The sequence below is a fragment of the Streptomyces sp. NPDC004561 genome, assembly GCF_053602155.1.
This window is the reverse complement of record NZ_JBSGDB010000057.1, coordinates 1-13,520: the sequence shown is the minus strand read 5'-3', so window position 1 is coordinate 13,520 and position 13,520 is coordinate 1. Positions and strand designations below refer to the sequence as shown.

At 71.5% G+C, this 13,520-nt stretch carries 13 protein-coding genes, 2 pseudogenes and 1 riboswitch; of the genes and pseudogenes, 10 read left to right on the top strand and 5 right to left on the bottom strand.

Features of this window, described 5'->3' with window-relative positions:
• The first annotated feature begins 4 nt into the window (after positions 1-4).
• Positions 5-802, top strand: coding sequence for an IclR family transcriptional regulator (locus ACWEN3_RS10890; protein ID WP_452968403.1), 798 nt, complete (start codon positions 5-7; stop codon positions 800-802).
• Between the two features lie 72 nt (positions 803-874).
• On the opposite strand, the gene ACWEN3_RS10885 is transcribed toward ACWEN3_RS10890, so the two are convergent.
• The 3 genes and pseudogenes from ACWEN3_RS10885 to ACWEN3_RS10875 all read right to left on the bottom strand — a co-directional run bounded on the left by ACWEN3_RS10885 (position 875) and on the right by ACWEN3_RS10875 (position 2,890).
• A complete protein-coding gene (locus ACWEN3_RS10885; protein WP_452968400.1) occupies positions 875-2,008 on the bottom strand; it encodes an aromatic ring-hydroxylating oxygenase subunit alpha in 1,134 nt (377 codons plus the stop codon).
• A gap of 77 nt (positions 2,009-2,085) precedes the next feature.
• Positions 2,086-2,811: pseudogene (locus ACWEN3_RS10880) on the bottom strand (NAD(P)/FAD-dependent oxidoreductase); the annotation flags it as partial.
• A complete protein-coding gene (locus tag ACWEN3_RS10875) occupies positions 2,789-2,890 on the bottom strand; it encodes an NAD-dependent epimerase/dehydratase family protein (protein WP_452968397.1) in 102 nt (33 codons plus the stop codon). The gene ACWEN3_RS10875 and the pseudogene ACWEN3_RS10880, both read right to left, overlap by 23 nt.
• 330 nt (positions 2,891-3,220) lie before the next feature.
• A riboswitch (FMN riboswitch) is annotated at positions 3,221-3,351 on the top strand.
• 160 nt (positions 3,352-3,511) lie between these two features.
• Between ACWEN3_RS10875 and ACWEN3_RS10870 the strand changes: the two genes are divergently transcribed.
• The 9 genes from ACWEN3_RS10870 to ACWEN3_RS10830 all read left to right on the top strand — a co-directional run bounded on the left by ACWEN3_RS10870 (position 3,512) and on the right by ACWEN3_RS10830 (position 10,855).
• Entirely contained in the window at positions 3,512-4,117 is a 606-nt protein-coding gene (locus ACWEN3_RS10870) for a riboflavin synthase (protein WP_452968394.1), read from the top strand.
• Positions 4,114-4,755: a nicotinamide mononucleotide transporter family protein gene (locus ACWEN3_RS10865; RefSeq protein WP_452968392.1), complete on the top strand. Its 642-nt coding sequence runs from the start codon at positions 4,114-4,116 to the stop codon at positions 4,753-4,755. The genes ACWEN3_RS10870 and ACWEN3_RS10865 overlap by 4 nt, the downstream gene beginning before the upstream one ends.
• Positions 4,752-6,041: a bifunctional 3,4-dihydroxy-2-butanone-4-phosphate synthase/GTP cyclohydrolase II gene (locus ACWEN3_RS10860; RefSeq protein WP_452968390.1), complete on the top strand. Its 1,290-nt coding sequence runs from the start codon at positions 4,752-4,754 to the stop codon at positions 6,039-6,041. Before ACWEN3_RS10865 ends, ACWEN3_RS10860 begins: the two co-directional genes overlap by 4 nt.
• A 23-nt stretch (positions 6,042-6,064) precedes the next feature.
• The gene (ribH, locus tag ACWEN3_RS10855; protein ID WP_452968387.1) at positions 6,065-6,550 is read left to right on the top strand and encodes a 6,7-dimethyl-8-ribityllumazine synthase; all 486 of its coding nucleotides are present in this window, start codon (positions 6,065-6,067) and stop codon (positions 6,548-6,550) included.
• Positions 6,551-6,584: 34 nt separating this feature from the next.
• Positions 6,585-6,857 (top strand): phosphoribosyl-ATP diphosphatase, encoded by a 273-nt coding sequence (locus ACWEN3_RS10850; RefSeq protein WP_019983911.1) that lies wholly within the window; start codon positions 6,585-6,587, stop codon positions 6,855-6,857.
• Positions 6,858-6,911: 54 nt separating this feature from the next.
• Entirely contained in the window at positions 6,912-7,760 is an 849-nt protein-coding gene (gene hisG / locus ACWEN3_RS10845) for an ATP phosphoribosyltransferase (RefSeq protein WP_452968383.1), read from the top strand.
• 16 nt (positions 7,761-7,776) lie between these two features.
• Positions 7,777-8,232 (top strand): PH domain-containing protein, encoded by a 456-nt coding sequence (locus ACWEN3_RS10840; protein ID WP_452968380.1) that lies wholly within the window; start codon positions 7,777-7,779, stop codon positions 8,230-8,232.
• 203 nt (positions 8,233-8,435) lie between these two features.
• Positions 8,436-9,770: a hemolysin family protein gene (locus tag ACWEN3_RS10835; protein WP_452968377.1), complete on the top strand. Its 1,335-nt coding sequence runs from the start codon at positions 8,436-8,438 to the stop codon at positions 9,768-9,770.
• Positions 9,767-10,855 carry a hemolysin family protein gene (locus ACWEN3_RS10830; protein ID WP_452968375.1) on the top strand — a complete coding sequence of 363 codons (1,089 nt, stop codon included), beginning with the start codon at positions 9,767-9,769 and terminating at the stop codon, positions 10,853-10,855. Before ACWEN3_RS10835 ends, ACWEN3_RS10830 begins: the two co-directional genes overlap by 4 nt.
• A 61-nt stretch (positions 10,856-10,916) precedes the next feature.
• Here the strand turns inward: ACWEN3_RS10830 and ACWEN3_RS10825 are convergent, their stop codons facing one another.
• Complete coding sequence (locus tag ACWEN3_RS10825; protein ID WP_452968372.1) at positions 10,917-12,779, bottom strand: AAA family ATPase; 1,863 nt, start codon at positions 12,777-12,779, stop codon at positions 10,917-10,919.
• Between the two features lie 429 nt (positions 12,780-13,208).
• Positions 13,209-13,520, bottom strand: a pseudogene (locus ACWEN3_RS10820) (hypothetical protein); the annotation flags it as partial.

Below are 13,520 nucleotides of genomic sequence, written 5' to 3'. Positions count from 1 at the left end.
CGTTATGAGCAACTACAGTGCGGATACCGAAAGCAGCGGGCCGCAGTCCGGCGGGGTGCAGTCCGTCGACCGGGCCATCAGCGTCCTGGAGATCCTGGCCCAGCGCGGCGAGGCCGGCGTGAGCGAGGTGGCCGCCGAGATCGATGTGCACAAGTCGACCGCGTTCCGTCTGCTCGGCGCCCTGGAGGCGCGCGGTCTCGTGGAGCAGTCGGGCGAGCGGGGCAAGTACCGGCTCGGCTTCGGCATCGTACGCCTGGCGGGTGCCGTCACGGGGCGCATCGACATCACCCAGCAGGGCCGGCCGGTGTGCGAGCGCCTGGCCGAGGAGATCGGCGAGACGGTCAACATCGCCGTGATGCAGGAGCACTACGCGATCAACCTCTACCAGGTGCGCGGCTCGGCCGCCGTCACCGCCCACAACTGGGTCGGCCAGCTGACCCCGCTGCACGCCACCTCCAGCGGCAAGATCATGCTGGCGCACCTGCCGGCCGAGGACCGCGCCGCGTTGCTGTCGGAGGCCGGCCTGAAGAAGGTGACGCCCCGCACGATCACCGCGAGGACGAAGCTGGAGAAGAACCTCGCCGAGGCGCGGGAGCGCGGTTACGCCTCGACGCTGGAGGAGCTGGAGATCGGGCTGCACGCCATGGCCGCGCCGATCCGTGACCGCGAGGGCCGGGTCATCGCCTCGATCAGCGCCTCCGGGCCCTCGTACCGGTTCACCGAGGAGCGCATGCAGGAGATGGCGCCGGTGCTCGTCAAGGGTGCCGAGGAGATCAGCCACCGCATGGGGTACCTGGGCTGAGCGCACGGAGCGCCACCGCCGCACGGCCCGCGTACGCCCCCCCGCGGGCCATGGGCACATCCAGCCGCCGTGTCACTCCGGCCGGCGTGTACCGAGCCGCCCGTTCACCCAGTCGTGGAAGGCGCCGATGTGGTGCTCACTCGGTACGAGCACACCGCCCTTGGCGTAGAGCCGTGAGCTCATCCCCGGCTGCGTGCGCTCGCAGGCGCCGAAGTCCTGGCGGTTGACCCGGTCGAAGAGCTCCACGGACCGGCTGACGTCCTTGCCGTCGGCCACCACGTGCGGGAGGTAGAGCCAGTCGCACTCGACGACCGTGCGGTCTGCGGCGACCGGGTACATCCGGTGGAAGATCACGTGGTCGGGCACCAGGTTGATGAAGACCTGCGGCTTGACCGTGATCGCGTAGTAGCGGCGGTCCTGGTCCTCGGACACTCCCGGGATGCGGTCCAGGCCCTCGGAGCCGTCGACGGTGAAGCCCTGGATCTCCGTCCCGAACTCGGCGCCGTGGCCCACGTAGTACTGGGCGGCGTAGCCGTCGGCGAACTCGGGGAGCACCTCGGTGAGTTCGGGGTGGATCGTGGCGCAGTGGTAGCACTCCATGAAGTTCTCGACGATGAGCTTCCAGTTCGCCCTGACGTCGTAGACGATCCGCCTGCCCACCGAGAGGTTCGCGATGTCGTAGCGCTCGATCGACTCCGCGTCGCCGAGGCGGGCGACCACCTCGCCGACGACGTCCTCCTCGAAGGAGGGCGGGTTCTCCGCCAGGCAGACCCAGACGTAGCCGAGCCATTCACGGACGGCCACGCCGACCAGGCCGTACTCGGTGCGGCCGACGTCGGGCATCCTGGTCAGGTTGGGCGCCGCGACCAGCTTGCCGTCCAGGTCGTAGGTCCAGGCGTGGTACGGGCACTGGAAGGCGCGCCTGACCTCGCCCGCGTCCTCGGTGCAGAGCTTGGCGCCGCGGTGCCGGCACACGTTGAAGAAGGCGCGCAGGGAGTGGTCCCTGGCCCGGGTGACGATGATGCTCTCGCGGCCCACGTCCACGGTCCGGAACGCCCCGGGCTTCGGCAGGTCCGAGGCCCGCACGGCGCAGAACCACATCGTCTCGAAGATGCGCTCCTGCTCCTGGGCGAAGACGCCGGGGTCCGTGTAGGCGGAGCCGGGGAGGGTGGCGATCAGGCTGTCCGGCAGGCTTGTCGAGGTCAACGCTGCACTCCTCGGGAGACGTCAAGGGCGAGTCGCGCACAGGGCGACGGTGCTTGTGATGCGGGCGCCGGTGCGCGTCAGGACGTGGCGGCGCCGAGCTGTTTGCGCCAGCGGGTGAACAGCCGCGGCTGGTTCATCCCGAGCACGGCGACCGGACGGCCGGACCGGCGGTAGACGGCCAGGAAGCTGCGGTCGCCGGTAGAGCCCTCCTCGACCGTGACGCTGTCGGCCCCGGCGGCGTGACCGACGAACTGGATCTTCACGCCGTACTGGTCGGACCAGAAGTACGGGGGCCTCGGCACACCGGGTTCCGACGCGCCGTGGGCGAGCAGCGCGGTGACGGCGGCGGCCGGGCGTTCCAGCGCGCCGGTCCAGTGCTCGACCCTGCGGTGGCCGCCGGTACGCGGGTCGTACCAGTTGGCGCAGTCGCCCACGGCGACCACCCCGGCCAGACTGGTGCGGCCGTCGGCGCCGCATTTCACGCCGTTGTCGAGCGCGACTCCGGAGCCCTCCAGCCACTCGACGCAGGGCCGCGCGCCGATGCCGACGACGACGGTGTCGGCCGGCACGCTGCGGCCGTCCTCCAGCAGTACGGCATCCACCCGCCGCTCACCGCTCAGCCCCTTCACCCCCACCCCGCACAGCAGCCGTACGCCGTGGTCGGCGTGGAGGGCGGAGACGATCCCGCCCATGGCCTCGCCGAGCGGCACGGCCAGCGGTGTCGGCGCCGCCTCGATCACGGTGACGTCCAGTCCGAGGGCGTAGGCCGTGGAGGCGACCTCAGTGCCCGTCCGCCCGCAGCCGCTCGGTGACATGCCGGCCGAGCGTGCCGGTGCCGCCGGTCACCAGGATCGTGGTCATGCTGTTCCCGTCCCTCCGCATCGGGCACCCCCCGTCGGGGCGCCCTTCACCGGATGAGACCGCACAGCACCGGAAAACGTGACACGCCCCGGCGGGCCGGGCCGGACCAGGGTCCTGGCGGCCCGGCGGCGGGCAAGGGCCGTCGTCACCGCCACCGGGCCCGCCCGCACCCTAAAAGGACTAGACCAGTACGGTCAATGGGTCCGGACCAGGTCAACACACGCCACCGGCCCGGCAGTTGGACCGGGCCGCTCCGGTGCGCAAGACCGGCGACACGCACTGTGAGCGAACCCACATGCTCCCCCTGTCAGGTCGGGGGCCCGGCATGGCACACTGGCCCTGTACCAGAAGCAGCGCACTCCGGGGTCGGTGAAAGTCCGAACCGGCGGTTACAGTCCGCGACCCGGTCGCTTCCAGCGGCCGGTTGACCAGGTGAAATTCCTGGACCGACGGTTAAAGTCCGGATGGGAGGCAGTGCGCGGCGGGCGGGCACGCGTCATGTGTGCGCGCCGCCGTATCTGGGCTCGTCCGTGTCCGGACGGGTCCCCTTCGGCGACGCCTGAGGTGTGTGCTCACCCGTAGACTCTGTCGTCATCGACAGGCCCCGGAGTCCGTGCCCCAAGAGGCAGGAGGACCCGGGAAGTGTTCACCGGAATCGTCGAAGAGCTGGGTGAGGTCACCGCCGTCGAGAACCTCGGCGACGCCTCCCGCTTCCGGCTCCGTGGCCCCGTCGTGACCGAGGGTGCACAGCACGGCGACTCCATCGCCGTGAACGGGGTCTGTCTCACCGTCGTGGACCACGAGGGCGACGAGTTCACCGCCGATGTCATGGCCGAGACGCTGAACCGCTCCAGCCTGGGCGCGCTCGCCGTCGGCTCCCGCGTCAACCTGGAGCGCCCCACCGCCGTGGGCGCGCGCCTCGGCGGGCACATCGTGCAGGGCCACGTCGACGGCACCGGCGAGGTGCTGGAGCGCAAGCCCTCCGAGAACTGGGAGATCGTCAAGGTCTCGCTCCCTGCGGACCTCTCCCGCTACGTCGTGGAGAAGGGCTCCATCACCGTCGACGGCATCAGCCTCACGGTCGTGGACGCCGGCCCGGACTACTTCACCGTCAGCCTCATCCCCACCACCCTCGCCCTGACCACGCTCGGCGCGAAGCAGCCCGGCGACCCGGTCAACCTCGAGGTGGACGTCGTCGCCAAGTACGTGGAGCGGCTGCTCGCGGCCGGTCAGGGGGCCGGTCGGTGAACTCGCTCAACTCCGAGGCATTCACCCTGTTCGGGCAGCACATCCTGTGGTCCGACATGATCGGCAACATCTTCGGCCTGGCCGCCCTCGCCCTCGGCTGGCGCCGCTCCCTGTGGACCTGGCCGGTCCAGTTCGTCTCCGGCCTGATCCTCTTCGCGGCCTTCTACGGCCATCTGACGGGCAGCGCCGGCAAGCAGGCCGTCGTCATGGTCGTCGCCGTCTACGGCTTCTGGCAGTGGAACCGCGGCCGGGGCAAGGCCGGTGACGGCCAGATCACCCCCCGGTTCGCCACCTGGCGCGAGCGGGCCGCCCTGGTCGGCGCCGCGGCCGTCGGCACCGTCGCCGTCGCCCTGCTCTTCACCGCGTTCCCCGAGCTGTCCTGGGACCCCTGGCCGGACGCCTACATCTTCGTCGGCACCGTCGTCGCGATGTACGCCCAGGCCAAGGGCATGGTCGAGTTCTGGTTCGCCTGGCTGCTCGTCGACCTCGTCGGCGTGCCCCTCAACTTCGCCAACGGCTACGCCTTCTCCGGCTTCGTCTACGTCATCTACGGCGCACTCGTCCTGTGGGGCATGCGCGACTGGTGGCTGCGCTCCCGCAGGAGCCCGCAGCCCGTCCTGGAAGGAGCGCCGGCATGACCGCGGCCCCTCTGCTGTACCGCAGCGACGACATCGACGACTTCACGCTCGACCCGGTCGAGCAGGCCGTCGCCGACATCGCCGCCGGCCGCCCCGTGGTGGTCGTCGACGACGAGGACCGGGAGAACGAGGGCGACCTCGTCATCGCCGCCGAGAAGGCGACCCCCGAGATCGTCGCCTTCATGATGAGCGAGTGCCGGGGCCTGATCTGCGCCCCCATGGAGGGCGAGGAACTGGACCGGCTGCGGCTGCCGCAGATGGTCGAGGACAACACCGAGTCGATGAAGACCGCGTTCACCGTCTCCGTGGACGCCTCCGCCGCGCACGGTGTGAGCACCGGCATCTCGGCCGCCGACCGCGCGACCACGCTCCAACTCCTCGCGAGCGGGACGGCCGAGCCGGCGGACCTCGTCCGCCCCGGCCACGTCTTCCCGCTGCGCGCCAGGCCCGGCGGCGTGCTCGTGCGCAACGGCCACACCGAGGCCGCCGTCGACCTCGCCCGTCTCGCCGGGCTCCGCCCGGCCGGCGCGATCGTCGAGATCGCCGGCGAGGACGGCCGGATGCTCCGCCTGCCCGAGCTGATCCCCTTCGCCCGCAAGCACGGCCTGACGATCATCTCCATCGAGGACCTGATCGCCTACCGCCGCGGCAGCGAGCCCACCGTCCACCGCGAGGCCGAGACCCGCCTGCCCACCCGGCACGGCACGTTCACGGCCTACGGCTACCGCGCCACCGACGGCGTCGAACACGTCGCCCTCGTCCACGGAGACATCGGCGCCGGCGAGGACGTCCTGGTCCGCGTCCACTCCGAGTGCCTCACCGGAGACGTCTTCGCCTCCCTGCGCTGCGACTGCGGCCCCCAGCTGGACACCGCCCTGCGGCGGATCCAGGAGGAGGGCAGGGGAGTGGTGGTCTACCTGCGCGGCCACGAGGGGCGCGGCATCGGCCTGCTGTCCAAGCTGCGCGCCTACGCACTCCAGGAGCAGGGCCGCGACACCCTCGACGCCAACCTGGAGCTCGGCCTGCCCGCCGACGCCCGCGACTACGGCGCCGGCGCCCAGATCCTCGCCGACCTCGGCGTGCGCAGCGTCCGGCTGATGACCAACAACCCCGACAAGACCGACGCGCTGCTGCGCCACGGGCTGAAGGTCACCGGCCGCGAGCCGATGCCGGTCCAGGCCGGCGAGCACAACCTCCGTTACCTGCGCACCAAGCGGGACCGGATGGGGCACGACCTGCCTTGGCTGGACACGGGCGCCGTGTCGGCCACCTGCGGCAACCAGTAAGCACGAACGCACTGAGGAGAGAAGTGAGCGGCAAGGGTGCACCGGAGCTGTCCGTACGCAACGCGAGCGACCTGCGGGTCGCCGTCATCGCGGCGCAGTGGCACGAGAAGGTGATGGACGGTCTGGTGAACGGCGCCCTGCGCGCCCTGCACGAGCTGGGGATCGACGAGCCGACCCTGATCCGGGTCCCGGGCAGCTTCGAGCTCCCGGTCGCCGCCAAGGTCCTGGCCGGCCGCGGCTACGACGCGGTGGTCGCCCTCGGTGTCGTCATCCGCGGCGGCACCCCCCACTTCGACTACGTGTGCCAGGGCGTCACCCAGGGCCTCACCCGGGTCTCCGTCGAGACCGGCGTCCCCGTCGGCTTCGGCGTGCTCACCTGTGACACCGAGGAGCAGGCCCTGGACCGGGCCGGCCTGGAGGGATCGAACGAGGACAAGGGCCACGAGGCGGTGACCGCGGCGGTGTCGACCGCGGCCACGCTTCGCTCAGTATCCGAACCCTGGCACTGAGGCACCGGTCGAAGCGCGTAGGGTAAGGACCACCATGTCCAAGAAGACGTTCGAGGAGCTCTTCACCGAGCTCCAGCACAAGGCCGCCCAGGGCGATCCCGCCACCTCCCGCACCGCAGAGCTGGTCGGCAAGGGCGTCCATGCCATCGGCAAGAAGGTCGTCGAAGAGGCCGCCGAGGTCTGGATGGCCGCCGAGTACGAGGGCAAGGAAGCGGCCGCCGAGGAGATCTCCCAACTGCTGTACCACGTCCAGGTGATGATGGTCGCCCGCGGGATCTCCCTGGACGACGTCTACGCCCATCTGTGACCAGCCCGCCGCACCAGCCGTAGAAACCCACTCCACGCAAAGGAAGCCGACCTCATGCTGCGCATCGCCGTCCCCAACAAGGGTTCACTGTCCGGCCCTGCGGCGGACATGCTGCATGAGGCCGGCTACCAGCAGCGCCGCGAGTCCAAGGAGCTGCGGATCGTCGACCCGGAGAACGAGGTCGAGTTCTTCTACCTCCGCCCCCGCGACATCGCGATCTACGTCTCCTCCGGCCGCCTCGACATCGGCATCACCGGCCGCGACCTGCTGATCGACTCCGGTGCCGACGCCGAGGAGATCCTGCCGCTCGGCTTCGCCCGCTCCACCTTCCGCTTCGCCGGCAAGCCCGGCACGGCGAACGGCATCGAGGACCTCAAGGGCAGGACGGTCGCCACCTCCTACGAGGGCATCGTCGCCAAGCACCTCGCGGACAGCGGCGTCGACGCCTCCGTCGTCCACCTCGACGGCGCGGTGGAGACCGCGATCGAGCTGGGCGTCGCCGAGGTCATCGCCGACGTCGTCGAGACCGGCACCAGCCTGCGCAACGCCGGCCTGGAGGTCTTCGGCGAGCCGATCATGAAATCCGAGGCGATCGTGATCCGCCGCACCGGCGCGGACACCGAGGAGCCGAAGGTCCAGCAGTTCCTGCGCCGCCTCCAGGGCGTCCTGGTCGCGCGGACGTACGTGATGATGGACTACGACTGCCGGGTCGAGCAGCTGGAGAAGGCCGTCGCCCTCACCCCCGGCCTGGAGTCCCCGACCGTCTCCCCGCTGCACAACGAGGGCTGGGTCGCGGTCCGCGCCATGGTCCCGTCCAAGGAGGCGCAGCGGATCATGGACGACCTCTACGCCATCGGCGCCCGCGCCATCCTGACCACGGCCATCCACGCCTGCCGCCTGTAAGAGGGTGAGCGAACAGATGTCCGACCTCCCCACGCTGCCCGTCACCTTTCGGCCGGGCCGCACCCGGGCCATCCTGCTCACCGCCGGCGTGGCGATCTTCGTGACCATCTCCGGGGTCGCGATGCTGCTGGAGCAGCTCGGCCCCGGGGAGCGGCTCAGCTTCGTCGCCACCGGCGCGCTGATCTTCTGGGTGCTGGCCCGGCTGGCCCGGGTGAAGGTCGTCGCCGACGAGTCCGGCGTCATCGTCGTCAACATCGCGAGCAAGCGGCGCCTGGAGTGGGCGGAGATCCTCCAGGTGAACCTCCGTCCGGGCGATCCCTGGGTGTTCCTGAACCTCAGCGACGGCACCAGCCTGCCGGCGCTCGGCATCCAGCCCGGCCTGGCCAGAAAGCGGGCCGTCGCCGACGCGAGGACCCTGCGGGCGCTCGCCGAGGCCCGCTCGACCGCCCATGTGGGGGAAGATCGGGGCTGACTCGGGGTCGCCCACCCTGCCCGTGCGGGCCGTGTCTTTATTAATCTGGTGGCGGAGGCGTTCACGCTGCGCCCCCGCCCCTGCGTGCCGCCCGGCGCACAGGGGCTCCTGCTAACCGAGGAGTGACTCCCTCCGGCGATGGACGGATCGTCCTGTAGTACCTGCGCCGCCCCCACCCGACATACCGGGGAGGCGGCGGCATCGTGACCACCCCTCTGCTGCTCCTCGGAGCGGCCCTCCTGCTGATCCTCGCCAACGGCTTCTTCGTGGCGGCCGAGTTCGGCCTCGTGACGGTCGAGCGCCCGGAGGCCGAGAAGGCCGCCGCCGACGGCGACCGACGCGCCCGTACGGTCGTGGAGTCGCTGAAGGAGCTCTCCTTCCAGCTCTCCGGCACCCAGCTCGGCATCACCATCACCTCCCTGGTCGTCGGCATGCTCGCCGAACCGGCACTGGCCGCGCTGCTGCACGGCCCGTTCGCCGCGCTCGGCCTCCCCTCGGGCGCCGTGTCCGGTGTCTCCGTGGTCTTCGGCATGCTGCTGGCCTCGGCCATCCAGATGGTGATCGGCGAACTCGTGCCCAAGAACTGGGCGGTGTCCAGGCCGCTGCAGGTCGCGCGCTTCGTCGCGGCCCCGCAAGCCCATTTCTCCCGCCTGTTCCGCCCGGTGATCGCCGCGCTCAACACGGTCGCCAACCGGCTGGTCCGCGCGCTCGGCGTCGAGCCCGCCGAGGAACTGGCCTCCGCCCGCACCCCGGGCGAACTCGTCTCGCTGGCCCGGCACTCCGCTCGGGCCGGCGCCCTGGAGCAGGACACGGCCGACCTGTTCGTGCGCACCCTGTCCCTCGGCGAGCTGACCGCGCAGCACGTGATGACCCCCCGTGTGAAGGTCAGCGCGCTGCAGGACTCGGCCACCGCCGAGGACGTGGTGAACCTCACCCGCGCCACCGGCCTGTCCCGCTTCCCCGTCTACCGGGAGAAGATCGACGAGATCGTCGGCATGGCCCACCTCAAGGACGCCCTCGCGGTCCCGGCGAACGAGCGTCTGCGCACCCCGATCGGCCGGATCGCCCGCCCGGCGCTGCTGGTCCCCGAGACCCTGCCGGTCCAGCCCCTGCTCGCCCGGCTGCGCAGCGAACAGCCCATCGCGGTCGTCGTGGACGAGTACGGCGGCACGGCCGGCGTGGTCACCCTGGAGGACATCGTCGAGGAACTCGTCGGCGAGGTCCGCGACGAGCACGACGCCAAGGACCTGCCCGAGCTGGCCGCCGCCCCGCCCGAGGACGGCAGGCCCGCCTGGGACGCCGACGGCAGCTGCCGCGTCGACATCCTCCAGCGCATAGGCCTCGACGTGCCCGAGGGGCCGTACGAGACCGTCGCCGGCCTGGTCGCCGACCTGCTCGGCCGGATCCCGGCCCCCGGCGACAAGGCCGAACTGCCCGGCTGGCGGCTGTCGGTCCGCCAGGTCGGCCACTACCGCGCCGAACGGGTACGCCTGGTCAGGACGGTCCCGTCGGCGAACGTCGCGGAGGCCCTGCGATGAGCGTCCTCCAACTGGCCCTCGCCGCGCTGCTCGTGCTCGCCAACGGCTTCTTCGTCGGCGCCGAGTTCGCGCTCGTCTCGGTCCGCCGCAGCCAGATCGAACCGCTCGGCACCGCCCGGGCCCGCCAGGTGCTGTACGGCCTGGAGCGGCTGCCGCAGATGATGGCCGCCGCCCAGTTCGGCATCACCGTCTGCTCGCTGACCCTCGGCGCGGTCGCCGAACCGACGGTGGCCCGCCTGCTGGAGCCGCTGTTCGCGGCCGTCCATCTCCCGGACGGCGTGATCCACCCACTCGGGTACGTCATCGCCCTCGCCGGGGTGGTCTTCTTCCACCTCGTCATCGGCGAGATGGTCCCGAAGAACCTCGCCATGGCGGCCCCGGAGAAGGCCGCGCTGTGGCTCAGCCCCGGCCTGGTCTACTTCGCCCGCGTCTGCCGGCCGATCACGGTGTCCCTCGGCGCCTGCGCCCAGGGCATCCTGCGGCTGTTCCGGGTCGAGCCGAAGGACGAGGTCGAGGCCGTCGTCACCAGCGAGCAGCTCAACCGCCTGCTGGAGGACTCCGGCCAGGCGGGGCTGCTCGACCCCGAGGAGCAGGAGCGCCTGGAGGACGCCCTGGAGCTGGGCTCCCGCCCGGTGACGGACGTCCTGCTGCGGCGCGAGTCCCTGGTCACGGTCACGCCCGCGGTCACCCCGGGGGAGATCGTGCGGCTGACCGCCCGGACGGGCTACTCCCGCTTCCCGGTCTCCGCGACCGAGAAGGGCGCCTTCATGGGGTACGTCCATGTGAAGGACGTCCTCGACCTGGAGGCCTCCGACCGGGCCGTCCCCCAGCGCGTCTGGCGCCCGATGGCGACCCTGCGGGCCGAGCTGCCCCTGGACGACGCCCTCACGGTCATGCGCCGGGCGGCCACCCATCTGGCCCAGGTCGCGGACCCCTCCGGCAAGGTACTGGGCCTGGTGGCCCTGGAGGACGTGCTCGAACTCCTGGTCGGCGAGGTACGGGACCCGGCGCACCGGCAGACCCACGACGTCAGGCTGACCGAGCCCCGGGTGAGCGGCGAGCCGGAGCAGGCACTGGCCACGTAGACCGTGGCCGCCCACGGGCGCGAGGGCCGCCGTTCCTCGCGCCCCTTCGGGCACCGCGCGCCTACATCGCCGACGGGTCCTGCGGCCCCCGGCCCGAGAGGACCTCTCCGTACGCCTGCATCAGGTCGGGCAGCCGCAGGGTCGCCAGGTCGTCGCGGGACAGGGCGCCGGCGTAGGTCGACAGCCGGAGATCGCGGTACGCGCAGCTCTTCTCGTACAGCGTGCGCAGGAAGCGACCGTTGCCCAGTTCGTCGATCCAGCCCTGGTCGACGACGTGGCCCGCGATGGAGCGCAGCTCCTCCAGCGCCTCGTCGTCCCACACGTCCCCGTTCTCCGCGGCCAGCACCTTGCCGATCTCGGTGAGTTCCAGCGGCCGGTACGAGGGGAAGTCGACCCGGGTGGTGAAACGGGAGGACAGCCCGGGGTTCGCCGCGAGCAGCCGGTCCATGCCCTCCGGATAGCCGGCGAGGATCACCACCAGGTGGTCCCGGTTGTCCTCGGCCCGCTTCAGCAGCACCTGCAGCGCCTCGTCGCCGTACGCGTCGCCCTTGCCGTACCCGGAGTTGGACAGCGAGTACGCCTCGTCCACGAACAGCACCCCGCCGATCGCGGAGTCGATCAGCTCGTTGGCCTTCACGGCCGTCTGCCCGAGGTACTCGCCGACCAGGTCCGCCCGCTGGGCCTCCACCAGGTGGTCCCCGCCGAGCAGCCCCAGGGCGTAGAAGACCCGGCCGAGGATCCGGGCCACCGTGGTCTTCCCCGTCCCCGAGGGCCCGGAGAAGACGAAGTGCCGCTTCGGCGGCTGCACCGGCAGCCCCTGCCCGGCCCGCAGCCGGGCCATGTTCAACTGCGCGGACAGCGCCTTCACCTGGCGTTTGACCGGTTCGAGCCCCACCATGCGCTCCAGCTCGGCGAGCGCCTCCTCCAGCAGCGCTGGATCGGTCGGCCCCGCCGGAAGATGGGACGCGGAGACACCCGTCTTGACCCGCACCGACGGATCGGTGACCGAGGGCAGGGGCCCGGTCGGCAGATCCGGCTCCGGCAGCCGCAGATCCCGCCCCTCCGCGCCGAACACCGGATCGAAACCGTCCGGCCCGTCCATCACGTCCTGCCCCGCGCCGGTCAGCGTGATCGCGGCGAGGTCGGCCGCATCGTCGTACCCGTCGCCCTCGGCGATCGCCGCGAGCCGCGCCGAGGTGTCCATGAAGGCCGCGTCGACCCGGTGCACCGCGCGGTACAGCGGGAGCGCGGCGGCGGAGCGGCCGGTGCCCTCGTGGGCGCGCGCCAGCCAGTAGCGCAGCTCCTTGCGCTGCGGCTGCTCGCTGCGGCAGCGCATCAGCGCCGCCGACAGCAGCGGCTCGGCCTGGCCGTACATCTCCAGCCGCACCCGGGCCATGCCACCGAACAGGCCGGCCTCGATGCCGAGCATGGGGTCGTCGAGCAGCGGGTCGGTGTGCCGTACCAGTTGCTCCCAGTCCTTGACCAGATAGGCGCGGCAGGCGTGCAGAAAGCGGACCTGCGGGTCGGTGTCGACCGGTGGCAGCCCGGCCAGCGCCCGGTCAAGCTCGGGCACATGCCGCCCGTCCAGCCAGTGCGAGGCGTGCGCCAGCAGCAGGTCACGCGGACTCTCCAGCACCGGCTGCACCCACCAGCCGAGCCAGTACCAGGAGTTCAGGGTCCGTCGGTGCCGGGCGCGCTGCTCGCCGAAGCGCTCGCGGTGCCGGAACATCCGCAGCAGCGCCGTCGTGGTGTCGACCCGGAGCGCGTGCAGCCCCAGCCAGGCGTCCGCCATGCCCGGGTCCATCCGCACCGCGGCCCGGAACTCCTCCTCCGCCTGCGGGTAGGCGCCCATCGTGTAGGCGTCCACCCCTCGCAGCCAGGCGAGGTCGGCCGGGGGCTCGGGGCCCTGCGTGCCGAAGTCCATCACGTCCCCCCACAGACCGTGCCCCCGTGGTTCACCGCCGGGCAGTCACCCGTCGGCCGCCGCGGTCGAACCGCCGTGCCGCGGACCGGAGTTGCAGGTGCGCGAGGCAGCCGCTCGAAGGTCGCACCGAAGGCATCGTACCCGCGGTACGACCGCGTTCCGAAGGGTGCCGCACAGGCCGTTTGACGAGGTGGGGGCAGACGGGTGCACACGCTTCGGTGACCGAGGGTGATGAGATCGCCGCGCGGGGCGGCCGGGATACCGGTTCGCGGGCAGAACGAAGCCCCCGATCACGGGGGAACAACCGGGGGCTTCGCGTCTTCGGACGGCTCCGATGGCCGTTCATTGAGAACGTAAGACCTGTACGGCCCCTCGGTCAAGCAGAGTTGGGGCACTCGGAGAAGTTGTCACAGCGGGGTCTTCGCGACTTCACTGCTTCGAGGACGGACCGTCACTCAGGGTCACTACTTGGTCCGGTCCAGTGGTCGACTCGGGTCCCGGCAGCACCTTGTATCCCTCCGGTTTCTGCAACACCAGAAGATCGGCATGGGGGCGCGAGGGGTCTGCGGCGAAGTGCGCGCGCTCCGCCGTGACCCAGCCGTCCCAGAAATCCCGTTGCTCCGCCCCGTCCCGTCGCCGGCCGCGCGCCCAGGACTCCTCCCGGGGAAGCTCCATCCACAGCAGCCCCGCCAGGTGCGGCCGCACGGCGCGGCGGCCGGCGCCGACGCCCTCGACGAGGCG

What these genes read in the sequence shown, in the direction of transcription:
- ACWEN3_RS10875 (WP_452968397.1), bottom strand. Translation starts at nt 2,890, where the DNA reads ATGCGGAGGGACGGGAACAGCATGACCACGATCCTGGTGACCGGCGGC.
- ACWEN3_RS10860 (WP_452968390.1), top strand. Translation starts at nt 4,752, where the DNA reads ATGACCGCGGCCCCTCTGCTGTACCGCAGCGACGACATCGACGACTTC.
- ACWEN3_RS10890 (WP_452968403.1), top strand. Translation starts at nt 5, where the DNA reads ATGAGCAACTACAGTGCGGATACCGAAAGCAGCGGGCCGCAGTCCGGC.
- ACWEN3_RS10840 (WP_452968380.1), top strand. Translation starts at nt 7,777, where the DNA reads ATGTCCGACCTCCCCACGCTGCCCGTCACCTTTCGGCCGGGCCGCACC.
- hisG (WP_452968383.1), top strand. Translation starts at nt 6,912, where the DNA reads ATGCTGCGCATCGCCGTCCCCAACAAGGGTTCACTGTCCGGCCCTGCG.
- ACWEN3_RS10825 (WP_452968372.1), bottom strand. Translation starts at nt 12,779, where the DNA reads ATGGACTTCGGCACGCAGGGCCCCGAGCCCCCGGCCGACCTCGCCTGG.
- ACWEN3_RS10850 (WP_019983911.1), top strand. Translation starts at nt 6,585, where the DNA reads ATGTCCAAGAAGACGTTCGAGGAGCTCTTCACCGAGCTCCAGCACAAG.
- ACWEN3_RS10830 (WP_452968375.1), top strand. Translation starts at nt 9,767, where the DNA reads ATGAGCGTCCTCCAACTGGCCCTCGCCGCGCTGCTCGTGCTCGCCAAC.